At 54.6% G+C, this 14,481-nt stretch carries 11 protein-coding genes; 2 read left to right on the forward strand and 9 right to left on the reverse strand.

What is annotated here, in order from left to right; translation table 11 throughout:
- Window positions 1-83: 83 nt before the first annotated feature.
- On the forward strand, window positions 84-3,266 hold the full coding sequence (locus J2I47_RS05975) for a SusC/RagA family TonB-linked outer membrane protein (RefSeq protein ID WP_207363632.1): 3,183 nt from the start codon (window positions 84-86) through the stop codon (window positions 3,264-3,266).
- 13 nt (window positions 3,267-3,279) lie between these two features.
- A complete protein-coding gene (locus J2I47_RS05980; protein WP_207363633.1) occupies window positions 3,280-4,623 on the forward strand; it encodes a RagB/SusD family nutrient uptake outer membrane protein in 1,344 nt (447 codons plus the stop codon).
- 84 nt (window positions 4,624-4,707) lie between these two features.
- Here J2I47_RS05980 and J2I47_RS05985 read toward each other — a convergent pair whose 3' ends face one another.
- The 9 genes from J2I47_RS05985 to J2I47_RS06025 form a co-directional block, all read right to left on the reverse strand.
- Window positions 4,708-5,904, reverse strand: a complete 1,197-nt coding sequence (locus tag J2I47_RS05985) for a DUF3179 domain-containing (seleno)protein (protein WP_207363634.1) — start codon at window positions 5,902-5,904, stop codon at window positions 4,708-4,710.
- Window positions 5,905-6,017: 113 nt separating this feature from the next.
- On the reverse strand, window positions 6,018-7,553 hold the full coding sequence (locus tag J2I47_RS05990; RefSeq protein ID WP_207363635.1) for a phosphatase PAP2 family protein: 1,536 nt from the start codon (window positions 7,551-7,553) through the stop codon (window positions 6,018-6,020).
- A 53-nt stretch (window positions 7,554-7,606) separates the two neighbouring features.
- On the reverse strand, window positions 7,607-8,494 hold the full coding sequence (locus J2I47_RS05995; protein WP_207363636.1) for a hypothetical protein: 888 nt from the start codon (window positions 8,492-8,494) through the stop codon (window positions 7,607-7,609).
- Window positions 8,495-8,544: 50 nt separating this feature from the next.
- Window positions 8,545-9,639 carry a hypothetical protein gene (locus tag J2I47_RS06000; protein WP_229374352.1) on the reverse strand — a complete coding sequence of 365 codons (1,095 nt, stop codon included), beginning with the start codon at window positions 9,637-9,639 and terminating at the stop codon, window positions 8,545-8,547.
- 259 nt (window positions 9,640-9,898) lie between these two features.
- Entirely contained in the window at window positions 9,899-10,444 is a 546-nt protein-coding gene (locus J2I47_RS06005) for a hypothetical protein (RefSeq protein WP_207363638.1), read from the reverse strand.
- 97 nt (window positions 10,445-10,541) lie between these two features.
- Window positions 10,542-11,321: a DUF2490 domain-containing protein gene (locus tag J2I47_RS06010; protein WP_207363639.1), complete on the reverse strand. Its 780-nt coding sequence runs from the start codon at window positions 11,319-11,321 to the stop codon at window positions 10,542-10,544.
- A 197-nt stretch (window positions 11,322-11,518) separates the two neighbouring features.
- A complete protein-coding gene (gene porX / locus J2I47_RS06015) occupies window positions 11,519-13,096 on the reverse strand; it encodes a T9SS response regulator signal transducer PorX (RefSeq protein ID WP_207363640.1) in 1,578 nt (525 codons plus the stop codon).
- 174 nt (window positions 13,097-13,270) lie between these two features.
- Window positions 13,271-14,140 carry a glutamate--tRNA ligase family protein gene (locus tag J2I47_RS06020; RefSeq protein ID WP_207363641.1) on the reverse strand — a complete coding sequence of 290 codons (870 nt, stop codon included), beginning with the start codon at window positions 14,138-14,140 and terminating at the stop codon, window positions 13,271-13,273.
- A 3-nt stretch (window positions 14,141-14,143) separates the two neighbouring features.
- The gene (locus J2I47_RS06025) at window positions 14,144-14,479 is read right to left on the reverse strand and encodes an avidin-fold protein (RefSeq protein WP_207363642.1); all 336 of its coding nucleotides are present in this window, start codon (window positions 14,477-14,479) and stop codon (window positions 14,144-14,146) included.
- Window positions 14,480-14,481: the final 2 nt, after the last annotated feature.

The raw sequence follows: 14,481 nt of genomic DNA on the forward strand, positions 1-14,481 counted from the left end.
AAACCGCCTATGTTACGGTTTCATTAAATAGTTTTGCAGCCGTTTAATCAAACAAACCAAACAAACTCTATCGTCAAACTTCTATGAACAAATTCTTTCTTGGAAGCTGGCTGTTGCTGTTACTTCTTGTTGTGCCTGCCATGGCACAGGATGTAGCAGTGACTGGCAGCGTCACTTCATCAGACGACGGCTCACCCCTTCCCGGTGTGAGCGTACAGGTAAAAGGAACAACCCGTGGCACCAGCACTGACGCCACCGGTAAGTACCAGATCACGGTGCCCGCCGATGGGCGACTCGTCTTTAGTTTCATTGGGTACGTGATTCAAGATGTAGCGGTCAACAACCGGACTACGGTCAACGCAATACTTCAGGCTGATGCCACGAATCTCAACGAGGTTATAGTAACGGGTTATGGCACCCAGTTGAAAAGAGAGGTAACTGGCTCAATTTCAACCGTTAATGCTAAACAGATCAGCGACCTGCCCATCACCAGTGTTGAGCAAGCCCTTCAGGGCCGGGCAGCAGGGGTGCAGGTTACCCAAAGCTCAGGTACACCCGGTGGTGGCATTGCTGTGCGTATCCGGGGTGCCAGTTCAATTTCGGCGGGTAACGAACCGCTGTATGTAGTGGATGGAATTCCTATCAACACGGGCAGTTATTCGGGTATTGGCGTGGGTAACTCACAGCAGAACGCACTCTCAAACCTTAACCCGTCAGATATCGAATCATTTGAAATTTTGAAAGATGCCGCTGCGGCAGCTATCTACGGGTCACGGGCCGCCAATGGTGTGGTGTTGATCACTACTAAAGCCGGTAAAGCGGGTGCTACGCAGATCGACCTGAACGCTACATACGGCCAACAGAATACCTGGAAGCGGTTTACGCCCCTCACCGGCCCTCAGTTCGACGGTCTGCTAAACGAGATGGTAACAAACCGCTATCCTAAGAATGCAGCGGGCAACATCGTGGCATTCGGCACCTCATGGCCTACATACGGCGACTTGACGGCTGCTATTTTCGGCGATGGCGATGACGCCAACAAATTTCGCGACGCCTCGCAGTTTAACGACCCCAGCACCGTAACAACCAGCACCAACTGGTATGACCAAATTTTCCGACAGGCACCCATTTCGCAGATCGACTTATCGGTGCGGGGCGGTAACGAAAGGACGAAGTTTTACGTCTCGGCAGGCCGGTTCGACCAGCAGGGTATCATTCTGGGGTCAGGCTTTAATCGCCTTAGCACCCGGGTCAACGTAGATCAGACCGTGAACAAGAGCCTGACGGTAGGTGCTAAACTGAGCCTGAGCCGGTCGGTGAGCAACCGAATTCAGAACGACAACAATATCTACGGCGTGCTCTCAACGGCAGTGCTGCTGGCTCCTGACGTGGCCGTGCGCAACGCCGATGGATCATTTGCCCGCGACCCGGTTTCGTCAGTAGAAAACCCACTGGCGGCGGCTACCCTGCCCCAGCTTACGGGTGTTGAACTACGTACTCTGGGCAGTGCTTACCTCGACTGGAAGATTCCGTTCGTACCAGGTCTGTCGCTGCGGTCAACGGCTTCACTCGATCTCCTCAACTTCCGCGAAGACCAGTTTAACCCCTCTACGGCCCTCATTGGCCGGGGTGCCAATGGATCAGGTATTGCCCGGTCGGCCCAAGATCTGAACTGGCTGGCCGAAAACTATCTGACTTATCGCAAAACGGCTCTAAGTGGTAACTTGTCTATCAATGCGCTGGCCGGTGCGTCGTGGCAACAGTCGACCTTCGAGAGTGTATTAGCCCAAGCGACGAACTTCCCTGGTAACTCGATTACGCGGCTTTCTGCAGCTTCCGTTAAAAGCGACGCATCGTCGAGCGGTACGTCGTGGGGTTTCCAATCATATTTTGCCCGACTGGGTTTCGACTACAAAAATCGCTACCAGTTGCAGTTGAGTGTCCGTGACGATGCCTCATCGCGATTTGGAGCCAATAATCGTTACGGTCTATTCCCTTCGGTATCGGCGGGCTGGCGCATTGTTGAGGAGCCGTTTATGAAAAACCAGCGGGTCCTTACTAACCTCAACATCCGGGGTGGTTACGGACTGACGGGTAATGCCAACATTGGCAACTTCAGTTCGCTCGGTCTTTATGGTGTGTCTGACCAGTTTGGTAATAACGTGCGATACCTGCAAAGCCCTGGAACGGCACCCACTCAGATCGCAAATCCCGATTTAAAATGGGAAAAAACGGCCCAGTCGAACATTGGCATCGATTTTGGTTTCCTAAGCCGCTTTAATTTCACCGCCGAATATTATTATAAATACACCACCGATCTGCTGCTAAATAGACCCATTCCATCCTCATCTGGCTTCACGAACTTTGTGCAAAATTCGGCCAGCATGGAAAACAAAGGGTTTGAGTTTAGCCTCAGCTCACAAAATTTCAATAAGGGCGGCTTCCGCTGGACGACTGATGCCAATATTGCCTTCAACCGTAACAAGGTGCTGTCGCTGGCCGATGGTGTACCGCCTTTCGCCGCCGGTTTTGCCAGTTGGGTAGCAGCGGGTGAGGCAATCGGTTCATTTCGGGGGTACGTGACCGACGGCATTTTCCAGTCTACGGACCAGATTGCCGCTGCCAACGCTGCCGCCGTGGCCAAATTTGGTACAGGCGCCGTGTACCAGTCGGCCCTAACCAGCCCCGGTGATATCCGTTTCAAAGACATCAACGGCGACGGACGCATCACCAGCGACGACCAGCAAATCCTTGGTTCAGCGCAACCTAAGTTCTTTGGCGGCGTAACCAACTCCTTCTCCTATGCTGGTATTGACCTGAGTGTTTTCTATCAGTTTGTGAGCGGCGGGTATATTTATAATAACACCAAGGCATTCTCAGAAGGGATGAATAGCATCTTCGGCCAGACAGACGGAGTACTAAACCGATGGACGCCCACCAATACGAACACGAACGTACCCCGCGCAGTTTACGCCGACCCCAACAACAACCGTCGCACGTCGAATCGGTTCTTGGAGGATGGTTCGTATGGCCGGATCAAAAACGTAGTGTTGGGCTACACGCTACCTAAAAGCGTGTTGCAACGCCTGAAGGTGCGGAGCATTCGGGCATATGTACAAGGCCAGAACTTGCTGACGTTCACCAAATACAGCGGTCTTGATCCAGAGGTTAATACCTTCTCAGGTAGCAGCACCGCCCTGGGTACTGACTTCCTCACGTTCCCACAGGCCCGCACGGTTACGTTCGGGTTAAACCTGGGTTTCTAAACAAACTAATTTCATGAAATTGACCTATAAAAAATCAATTGTCGGGCTGGCTATTCTGACTACCCTGAGCGGTTGCAATGTGCTTGACCAGACTCCCCAAGCCAGTCTCGATTCGGCAACGGCAATCAATGACGCTACCACGGCGCAGGCAGCTTTATATGGTGCCTACAACGCCCTGCAAACGGCCAATGCTTATGGAACGCGCCTTACCCTGTTACCTGATCTGGAAGGTGGTAACCTGACCCACACGGGTACGTTTCCGTCGTTCGCGCAAATTGCTAACCGGTCTATCCTCACCGACAACGCTGAGGTGACCAACGCCTGGAATATTCTCTATGACGGCGTGAACCGGGTCAACAATGTGATCGCCAAAGTGCCTACCATCACGGACCCTACCTTCAGTGCCGACAACAAGAATTTTGTTGTGGCTGAAGCTACATTCCTGCGGGCGTTCTACTACTTTACGCTGGTTCGGCTATGGGGCGGTGTACCAATTATTACACAACCCACTACGGTCGTGTCATCAGCTCTCCAGGTGGCTAAGTCACCAGCAGCCGATGTGTACGCCCAGATCAATGCTGACCTCGACAAAGCTATTGCTTCGCTGCCTGCTACCTATGCGGGTGCCGCTGGCAAGGGCCGGGCCACAAAGCCCGCCGCGTTGGCGATGAAAGCGAAAGTGGCCCTTTACCAACAGAAATGGGCTGATGCCGCTTCATTTGCTCAGCAAGCGTCAACAGGCTATTCACTCGTGCCAAAATTCACAGATTTGTTCGAAGCGAAAAATACGGCTGAGTCAATCTGGGAGTTGCAACAGGACCCCACGAATCAGAACAGCCTGGCGTTTTTCTTGCTCTCAACGGCGCGCGGTGGCCGGAACGAGGTTCGTCCATCAACCAGTCTGGCCACGTCGTATTCAGCCACCGATGCCCGCGCGATCCTGACTACCTCGTTCGACTCGAAGATCAAGTATTACCGCATCAGCACCCAGGATGACAATATCATCATGATCCGCTTAGGCGAAGTGCTATTGACCCGCGCCGAAGCCCTGAACGAATTGGGAGGCGATGCTAACCTGGCTACGGCGGTAACTCTGGTGAACCAGATTCGTACGCGGGCGGGGTTAACACCGGTTTCGGCCACTACTGCCGCCAGCCAGTCATTGATGCGTGACGAAATCTTCCTGCAACGCCGCCTTGAACTGGCCCTTGAGGGGGGCAACTACTTCTATGACCTGGTTCGCACGGGTCGCGCGGCCACCCGCCTTGCTAACTGGAATCCCAATCAGGCGCTCTGGCCAATTCCCAACCGCGAAATCAATGCGAACCCCGCGCTGAAGCAGAACGACGGATATTAGAAAAATAGGTTTAAAGTCTAAAGTCCCATGTGGCTGACGCGTGAATACACTCGCGTCAGCCACATGGGACTTTAGACTTTAAACCTATTTTTCAGGGTGAAAACTCTGCCATGAGTGCCAGAATTCCTGGTAACCACGGACCGGGGTTAGGCGTTGACCGGTTAGGGGGCCGCTTACGGCGGTACCCTGCCGGTTCCAGATAGAGTTGGTCTCACGATCAGTAAACTGTCCGTCGGGGGTAGGTGAAAACGTCAACGTTTTCTGTTGAACCGTCCTACTCCAGGTGCCGAAGCTGAGCTTATCGGGAGCCAGCGTGATCAGCACGAGTTCGGTGCCTACCTGACCGTTGATCACCCGTTTTTTCACCAGTTCGTTCCAGTCGAAGGCCTTCGCGGCGTTGCCAGCCACCACACCCACTACCCACGATTTGGGTTTCCATGAGGCCGAATCCCGACCGGTAAGTTTGCCCCGCTTCGTGCCCAGGTCGTACGTGGCCAAACTGTCGATTTCTGCTTTAAACGCCGGATCGGGCTGCATCACCAGCGTATTCGGGTGTTCTGATGACCATTCAGCCAACGTCATCTGCCGGGCTGGTAATTCGGTCAGCGTCTGGCCTTTGCGCGGCCCCAAAATGGCCTCGCCCGTAGCCTGCCGCCACCACGACCCCGTGCTTTCGTCTTCAAACATGGCGTTGAAATGGTCCATGCCCACCAGCCGGAACGTTTCAGCTTTACCGTCAACAATTGGGTCGAACACGCGGCCTGTGCGGCAAACGGTGCAGTAGGTAACCATGATGGGCTTCCCTCCTACCGTGTCGCGCACCTGATGGTGATACCCAACAAGTTGCAGCGGGTACGCCCGCGCTTCGGTCCCTTCCACCACGCCCAGCACCAGCTTGTTCACAGGTATTTTGTTCTGGTCCAGCGCCAGTAGCCGTTTCGTTACGGGTTGTTTGAACATCTGGTCGGCCATCATCTCGGTGTTGACCAGGTAGACCACCCCGGCGTAGGCCAGTAGCAGAGTCACCACCAGCCAGCGATGCCTCAACCGGGCGGGTTTCATCATCACCAAAAACACCGGGTAGGCCACCGCCAAAACGGCCAGCACACGCAGCAACGTCGTGTGCCCATGCAGCCAGTACGCTACCGCCACCCGATCAGCATTGGCCGCATCGTCGAGCTGACTGCCGGGAAACGGCATGATAAAATACACCCGCGCCGCCTCGAACAAAATCAGGCCGAATAGCCCTATGCAGGCCCAGAATAGCAGTTTACGGCTCATAATGGATCAATTCATGCTACAACGAAAAGGCGAACGTTTACGCCGACCGCACCAGCGGATAACGCAAACGTTCGCCTTTTCACTTATTTACTCATTCACAATTCACACATCAATCAGAGCCCCGACCCGTCAGCCTGGCCACGAACAACGGCATAACCACCAATGCTTTTGCCACAGACGAGGCCGGCTTCACAGTCAGACCGGAAATGGATCATGCCATAAACCCTTGATTCTGAAGCTTCTCTGGCCTGTGCCGTAAACATATCGGCTTTGTCGGGGAAAACATAGCCGAGCACGGCTGCTGCCGCTGCCGAGAACGTAGAGTGGCCCGACGTGTAGCTGGGGAAGTTTGGCAGGCCAATCGACGTTTTTACGCCGTACTGCTGGGGGCGGGGGGTGTAGTAGTAAAACTTTGTTTCCCAGCAGCAAACACCTGCGTCATGGATAGCAGTACCCACCAAGGCCAATGTCCGGGCCATGCGTACCTCGCTGAATTTGGCTTCGTGGGCGGCGTTGGCGGCGGCACGGTGCCAGTGGCCGGGGGGCGTGTAGCTGCCGGGGCCGTCAGACCAGTAGTTGGCAATACGAGCCTGCTCGCGGGTTTGGTTTTTCTGCATCGCCTGCAGTTCGGCCAGCTCCTTGTTAAACTGGTCTGAGCCAGGCAGCGGTGCCGGGTTGGGGCGCAGTTTCACCTTAGTTGCGGCATCAAAATTCCAGTTGATGGCCGCGCCGTAGTTAGGCAGCATGGGTGGACGGGCGGGCGTTTCCTGGCTTACCCACACCTCGGTTTGACCACGGGCTTTGGCGGCTTCGATCAGGGCGGCTGTTACGGATTGGTTATTGGCAGCACTCATGCCGTCGGTTTTGGCGCGGGCCATCACCTTCGCTCCTACCTGTGAACCCAGGCTTACGCCAGCAGCCAGATCACTTTCTACGTTCATACCTGCCCAAAGGCGGCTGTTGCGGTGTTCCGCCACTTTGGCATCGATAAACGCGACTTCGCCCGGAAACATCGCCTTCAGCACCGTAGCCGATGCCGCCGCTACAACCGCATCTTCCGAGGGGTATGAGGGCAGAGCCGACGTTGGCAGGGCTACCCGGACCGTGGCATCCACTTTTGAGGGGGCCACGCGCTTGAACTTGTACTTGTAGCTCCAGGCCGACACCAGCGCGTCGTACTGCGCCACGCTCAGATACGCCAGCGCACGAGCCGTGTAGGGCGGGTTGGCAAACGGGAACTTCGGGTCGGCGGTAGGGTTAGTGGCGTCAGGGACGGGGTACTTACCGTCGGCGTTTGAGGCGGGTGGCACGTTGTAACGGGCGGCGAGTTCACGGGCGATTTCATTCCAGCGATATACCGCCCCGGCACCCCAGAACACTACCGCTTCCTGCTGATCGAGGCTCAAATTCGCCGACCGCGATTTCAGGTCGGTCAGCTCCGCCTGGTACTCCGCCGAACTCGTCGACGAGGGGACTGCCAGGGTAGCGTCGGTGGGTGCGGTGAGCACATACGTTTTCCATGTACCCGCCTTGTCATCAACGCTAGCGGGTGTGTAGCCTACGCGTTGCGGTTCGTCAATGGTTTTGTCGCAGGATAAAAACACCATCGACAACGTACTGGCAATAAGTAATTTATGTAAATTTTTCATCTGTTCTGGACATTAATCCGCGCCTACATAGGCAAGGCGGGAATGAGTAATTGTTACAGGTTGAACTGGTACAGGAGGCCGAGCATGAATGATGTGCTTTGACCCATATTCAGGCCATCCGTAACGTAGCTGGCACGGGCGTTGACTCCCACGTTATGCGGCTGGTATTTGCCATACCAACCCACGGTGGTCGCCTGCATATTGTTGGTCAGAAACGGCATGTCGTTGCGCCGGATGTTATCGCCCGACACACAGGCAAACCGCTCAGCAAACACTTCTGTCTGGAACGTACGCTTCAGGATGCCCAGCCGCACGGCCGCGTCCATGGCGTTGGGCAAAGCAGCCTGATTGGTATTGTAGATCTTGCCGTCGAACTGGTAGGCATCCTGGTCGAGTTGCACTTTGCCACGCCAGGTATAGGTGCCGTGGGCAGTAACATAGAGGCCCGTTGGCGAGTGCTTATAATTGGCCAGCAACCGGCCCGACGCCGTTTTGGCCCCCATGCCAATCGACATCGGCAGGAAGCTGGGCACGTAGTCAGACACGGGAATGGAAGCCCCCACGATGGTGTGCAGCGAAAATCCTTTGTACCGGACGGCATTGATCTTTAACCAGCCCGACAGATCCTGAAAGCCTTTCTGGCCCAGCAAATTGCCCGCGCTGGTGCTGGTGCTGATATAAGGCAGGCTGGCAATCAGGTTCACCCGGTCGCTCAGTCCGGCGGCCACCATCAGCGTGGCGCTTTGCGTAGTATGCCGGCCAATGTTATAGTTCTCACGTTTCAGTGTGTTCTCCCAATACCAGTTCCAGTCGCTTTTGCCCAGCATAAGGGCGGTGCAAATGGTCTTTTTGGGCATGTATATAGCATCCTGTGGCATCTGCGCCAATGCCGGACCGGCCAGCAAAAGGGCCAATGCAGCCAATGAAAAGTGTTTTTTCATGATAGGTGGTGCAGCAACCGGGCGCTTATGAGTGCCCGGTTGCCGACAAGTTAAAACCAGCGGGAAACGTTAAACGAAATGAGGTAATCGGCAAAAGCAGCGTCGCCCTGTTTGATGCCCAGCGGGTCCAGCCGGTCGGCGTAGCTTTTGGTCCGGTTGCGGTATACGGCCACTGGCACAGTAAGCGCAGCAGAATAGTTGCCCTTCATGTAAGCCAGCCCTGGTTCAACCGAAACGATGTAGCCGGGGCGACGGAAACCGGTGCTGCTGCCAATGGCGTCGATAGCGGGAACGCCCTCTACCCGACCGCCCAGCATGACGGCCAAACCGGGAATAAACCGGACCGACTGACTCACGCCCAGCCGCGCCGCAAACTGATCGGCCACAGAAAACGTGCCCGTTACGAGGTCAATCGAGGTGGCCTCCGGACTGCGTACTACGCCGTTGGTGGCGGCGGGGTTAAACAGGTAAAACCCGTTGGCATAGGCTGTCAGGCTTTTGCTCAACTGCCAGTAACCCTGCGCTTCCAGGCTGAAACCTACCCGTCCGTCGCCCAACTGAATCGACTGATCCACGGGCTTGTTGATGGTATAGTCGGCGCCTTCTTTGGTGCGGCGGTGGAAATTATCGGTGGCGGCGTAATTGCCCGTGGGCAGCTTCACACCCAGGCCCAGGGCCACGTTGGCTTTGGGCAGCTTATATGGATTCACGAGCCAGTAGTTGCCCGAAATCCGTAGATCGCCAATGCCCTGCGACTTGGTATGAAACCGCAGTTGGTCGGGGTTAGCAGCTACCGCATTGCCGTAGTGTTCGTAGAGCGACGACCGGTCGTTATTCTGGATCGGCAGGTTGACCGACACCGACCACCGCAGCGACGGCATGTAGGTGATGCCCAAATCGAGGGCGTGAGAGGTGTTGATGACCTGTGTGCCCTGTTCCACGCGTTGCTTCTGCTCTACGTCGCCCACAAAATGTTTGTACGAATTAAAGAAGCGATACCCCGCCGATACCTGCCAGTGGCCGGTGCGTTGCTTGAAAAAATCGGCCGACGAACCCGTGGGCGCGGCGCAACTCATGTGACGAACAGCTACGCACCCCTGTGCATGGATCAGTTGGGTAGGCAGCGATAAGCATAAGGCCAGCAGCCCTACGCGACATAAAGATGTATTCACGGTGAAATGATGTCGGGAATGATGAACGAATGATTTCCTTGCCTTAGCCAGCAACAGGGTGCCCCATTTCGGGCCATGTGTGGGCATCGGCATTGGCCGGAGCGATTACCGTGGTGCAGTGGGTGAACGTAAGCGCAGGTACACCTCACCAGTAGGAGTAGTGTACGTGAACGAATACGCATGACCCCTGACGATCAGCGCAATGACATTCCGGCAAGAAGAAAACAGGCGTTCAGCCCCGTGGAGGGGGCGACATCACCGCGAGGGCGCGGGTGAGTACATGGGTGGGCGCGTCGGCAATGCGAACGTCGGCGAGCCAGGTTAGGAAATGAGGCGTAATGGTAATACGGTCGGTAAGCTGATATTCTTTCAGCAGCAGTTTTAGAAAAGCCCCTGCTTTCTTCTGGGTATCGTTTTGGGCATGCGTGCCGATAGTCTGCTTCACGAATGAGAGCAGGTCCTGCTGCCAAAAACTAGCGCTCTTGTCCTGCAACCCGGCAATGTGCAGCGTGTCGCCCCGAAGTTCAACGCTGACGACGTCATAAAATTTGCCGTGGTAGGCAAACCCGTCTTCGCTTGTTTGCTGCGCTAGTTCCTGCGCCTGCTGATTGCCCAGCACCACCTGAAACTCGACCATACTATCGACCGACGAGTACACCGTCAGGCTTTCAGTGAGATCGTGCCGCTCCTGCCACCACACCCCTACAGACACCCACACCGTTGCCAGCGTATGGTAGACCAGAAGGGCCAGAAAGGTGAGACTAAGCAGGCGTTTCATTTAATTGTAAAAATGAGCAGAACAAATATAGCATAATCCAGTTAACTGCTCGACATTAAATATAGAGCAATTAGCAGGCCAGGGCTACAGTATCTACTTAGAAAGGCGGCGTTAGCAACCAGTCGGCGATGCCGGTAAGGCTGAAATTGGTCGCCCATTGCACCTGTACCAAATGCAGATGTCGGTGGTCTTGAGCGGGGTTGCGCACCAGATCCTGATACTGGTATCCCAGCTCGACTTTTCCCCATTTGCCCGTGTTGTAGCCAATACCGCCATACACCCAATCTTCGCCGTAAAACACATTTTTAGCGCTGACAGGGCCGTTTTTGGCACCCGAAAAACACAGGAAGGCCTCATTGGAAACCGCCGCATAGAAGCCGGTTTTACTTTTCTTCGCATCAAATAGCGGCAGGGTGACACCCACATAATAGCGGGCTAATTGCGCCAGCGACCACTTTTGCGTCGATTCCCGAAACGGATATCGTTCTTCGTATCGCAGACGGTGGTTCAGCTTCAGCGTCGTTTGGCTAATGCCATGGGTCAGCATCGTTTGCGCCCAGACCCGATTTTCACTCACGCGGATGCCAAACAGGTTATGCGACACGTAGGCATAGCCAAGTCCTACCTGTACATGCGGTGATACAGTATACAGCAGGCTTGGTTGTGCATAAACCTGCAGATTTGTAGCCGGGTAACGCTGATTGTCAATCGTTTGCGCTAGCGCGTCGATTGTCGACGAGAGAAAGAGCTGGTAGTTGAGCCGCTTTGAAATCGGCCCGGTTTGGCTGTATTGTGGATACTGGCCAAAGAAATTAAGTGTTTGTGCGTTGCTCAATAAAGGCAGGCATAACAACAGGATTAATAGTCGTTTATACATGGGTAATACCGGCAACAGGAAGCCAGCAAATTGACCCAAAACAAGAATGGTGCCATAGGAAAGTGGCAGTGGGCCTGCGTGTATACCCCCCGCCCTAAAGGGTGCCTTGCTTGCGCAGGAGCAGCAATGCCGAAGGAATATGCTGGCGCAAGCAAGGCACCCTTTAGGGCGGGGGGTATACACGCAGGCCCACTCCCTTATTTCTTCGGCGTCAGGTACGCGAAGGGGATGATGATCTCTTCCAGCGACACGCCGCCGTGCTGGAAGGTGTCGCGGTAGTAGTTGACGTAGTAATTATAGTTGTTGGGGTAGGCGAAGAAGTAATACTCTGTCGTGAACACGTAGGCAGTCGAGACGTTGGGCTTTGGCAGGAAGAACCGCTCGGGTTTACGGGCCACAAACAAGTGCGCATCGTCGAAGCCGAGGTTCTTGCCCTGCTTGTAGCGGAGGTTCGTGTTCGTTTCGCGGTAGCCCACAATCTTGGCCGGTTTCTGCACCCGAATCATGCCGTGGTCGGTGGTGATAATCAGGCGGCCACCCTTATCAGCGATCTTTTTGATCAGTTCAAAAAGCGGCGAGTGTAGGAACCACGAGCGGGTCAGGCTCCGGTAGCCCGACTCGTCGGGGGCCAGTTCCTTAATCATCGCCATGTCGGTGCGGGCGTGACTGAGCATATCCACGAAGTTATACACCACCACGTTCAACTGATTCTGCATCAGGTTGTTCACGTTGTCGACCAGTGCTTTGCCCTGGTTTACGTTCAGAATTTTGTGGTACGACGACTTGATGTTCAATCGCGCCCGGTCGAGTTGGCGCTTCAGAAATTCATCTTCGTGGTTATTCAGGCCGGCTTCTTCATTGTCATCATTCACCCAGATGTCGGGGTGCTGCTTCTCCATCTCGCTCGGCATAAGTCCCGAAAAGATCGAGTTGCGGGCGAAGCTGGTGGTTGTGGGCAGAATCGAATAATACGATGACTCTTCTTCGACGGTATAAAAGTCCGTGATCAGTGGCTCGATCACTTTCCACTGGTCATAGCGGAGATTATCAACCAGGATAAAAAACAACGGGGCCGAAGGAGGTCCGGTCTCGGTGGTATTCAGCAGCGGGAACACTTTCTTACGCATCAACTGATTCGACATCAGGGGTTTATCACCCTTGGGGTCGTTGAGCCAGTCTTCGTAATTCTCCATGATGAACTTGCAGAAGTTGGCGTTGGCCTCACTTTTCTGCATGTTCAACACCTCCGACATGCTGTTATCCTGCGCGCTGTCCAGTTCCAACTCCCAGTAAATGAGCTTTTTATACACGTCGGCCCATTCATTGAAATCCATACGGTCGTTAAACTGCATGGCCAGGTTCCGGAAGTCCTGCTGGTAGCCGATGTTGGTACGCTCGGTCACCAGTCGTTTGTTGTCGAGGTTTTTTTTCAGCGACAACAGCAACTGATTTGGATTGATGGGTTTGATGAGGTAATCGGCAATTTTACCACCAATAGCCTCTTCCATGATATGCTCTTCCTCGCTCTTGGTCACCATCACCACGGGCAGGTTGGGCCGCATCTGCTTAATCTGCGAGAGCGTTTCGAGGCCGGTCATACCGGGCATCATCTCGTCGAGGAGGACCAGATCATATTTTTCCTGCTCTACTTTTTCCAACGCATCGGCACCGGAGTTGACAGGGGTAACGTCGTAGCCTTTGTTCTTCAGAAACAGCAGGTGGGGCTTCAACAGGTCGATCTCATCGTCGGCCCAGAGTATGGTGTAGTTCTGCATAAAATGGTCGTAGTCTGTAAGCCGATAGTCAATTGTCGTTGCGGTCCGATGCCTCGACATAGCAAGACTCGGTGCACAAACTTTCTTCGCATCAGCCGACTATCGACTGACGACTATTGACTATCGACTCTCTTTTAACCTCCAACGACCCCTTCTGTTTATCTGGTTCGTGTCTTAAGGTTTATTAACAGTGCCTATGGTCCTAAAAAATACGTCCCAATCGATTGAACAGGTCAGCAGTTGAGGCAGCGTAACAGATGTTTCGCAAGGCAATTGGAGCAGCTCAGCTACGGCTTCGAAGATGCGACTGGGGTTTTCACCGGCCTCCCGCATTGCCCGCACCGATGTTGGCCCATTGTGCCCATGACCAGCTGATTTGCTCATTTTCTGTCCAGACTGGTCCAGCAGCAACGGGTGGTGCCAGATGGCTGTATCCAGAAAATCGGTCCAGCCCAACGCCTTGGCTAACTGCGCCTGTCGGGTGGTGGATTCAGCCAAATCCTGCCCCCGGATGATGTGCGTGACACCATGTAGCTGATCGTCGGTAAGGGAAGCGATCTGGTAGGCAGGCAACCCATCTCGCCGACGAACCACAAAATCTGCCGACCCGTTACCCGGTGCCCGAAACCGCCAGGCGATGTCTTCTTCATGGAATAAGTCGCCCGTTCGATCCAGTGACTGCCAGTTATCTGTAGCGTCCAGTTCCTGCCATTGGTGTCGGGATAATGAGCAGGTATACAAGGCGTTAACTTCGCGCAGCTTCTCCAGCGTTTCTGCATACCGATCCAGCCGGTGCCACTGCGACCACTGTTTATCCAGATCGTCGGGATCAGCCGGGCCGAGGTCATAATCGAGACCGAGCCAATGAATTGTTTCGAAAATATCGACCACATAATCGGGGCGTTTGCGCGTGGCATCGAGGTCGTCAATGCGCAGCAGCAACCGTCCGCCCAGTTGCCTGGCGGCCAGCCAGGTCAGCACAAAATTCACGGCATTGCCGATGTGCAAAAACCCCGAAGGCGTTGGTGCCAGACGGAACAGCATAGATCAAACTTCTTCTATCACCGACGCCCCCGCTGAGCCATCGCCTGACGTCCACTGCCAGGTTTCGTGCAACCGGATTTTACCGGTGGGCAATGTTTCCGGCACCGACCGACAAGTACCTGTTCGGGTTTCGCCATCCGTGTTGACGTGCTGATACTGAAAAGTGAGTACGCCTGCATCATCCACCGTCCCGGCCAATGAACCGTCTACAATTACCCCACCACAGTACGAGCCAATTAGCCGATCCCCATCCTGGTGATAGCGAAAAAACGTAGCGGATGAGGTTTCGCCATTGTCTGTATTGGAAACGATGCGAAACAGTTTACCGTCGTAGTCCATTA

The organism is Fibrella rubiginis, assembly GCF_017353185.1.
GTDB lineage: Bacteria > Bacteroidota > Bacteroidia > Cytophagales > Spirosomataceae > Fibrella > Fibrella rubiginis.

What these genes read in the sequence shown, in the direction of transcription:
- porX (WP_207363640.1), bottom strand. Translation starts at nt 13,096, where the DNA reads ATGCAGAACTACACCATACTCTGGGCCGACGATGAGATCGACCTGTTG.
- J2I47_RS05980 (WP_207363633.1), top strand. Translation starts at nt 3,280, where the DNA reads ATGAAATTGACCTATAAAAAATCAATTGTCGGGCTGGCTATTCTGACT.
- J2I47_RS05990 (WP_207363635.1), bottom strand. Translation starts at nt 7,553, where the DNA reads ATGAAAAATTTACATAAATTACTTATTGCCAGTACGTTGTCGATGGTG.
- J2I47_RS05995 (WP_207363636.1), bottom strand. Translation starts at nt 8,494, where the DNA reads ATGAAAAAACACTTTTCATTGGCTGCATTGGCCCTTTTGCTGGCCGGT.
- J2I47_RS06010 (WP_207363639.1), bottom strand. Translation starts at nt 11,321, where the DNA reads ATGTATAAACGACTATTAATCCTGTTGTTATGCCTGCCTTTATTGAGC.
- J2I47_RS06025 (WP_207363642.1), bottom strand. Translation starts at nt 14,479, where the DNA reads ATGGACTACGACGGTAAACTGTTTCGCATCGTTTCCAATACAGACAAT.
- J2I47_RS05975 (WP_207363632.1), top strand. Translation starts at nt 84, where the DNA reads ATGAACAAATTCTTTCTTGGAAGCTGGCTGTTGCTGTTACTTCTTGTT.
- J2I47_RS05985 (WP_207363634.1), bottom strand. Translation starts at nt 5,904, where the DNA reads ATGAGCCGTAAACTGCTATTCTGGGCCTGCATAGGGCTATTCGGCCTG.
- J2I47_RS06020 (WP_207363641.1), bottom strand. Translation starts at nt 14,140, where the DNA reads ATGCTGTTCCGTCTGGCACCAACGCCTTCGGGGTTTTTGCACATCGGC.
- J2I47_RS06005 (WP_207363638.1), bottom strand. Translation starts at nt 10,444, where the DNA reads ATGAAACGCCTGCTTAGTCTCACCTTTCTGGCCCTTCTGGTCTACCAT.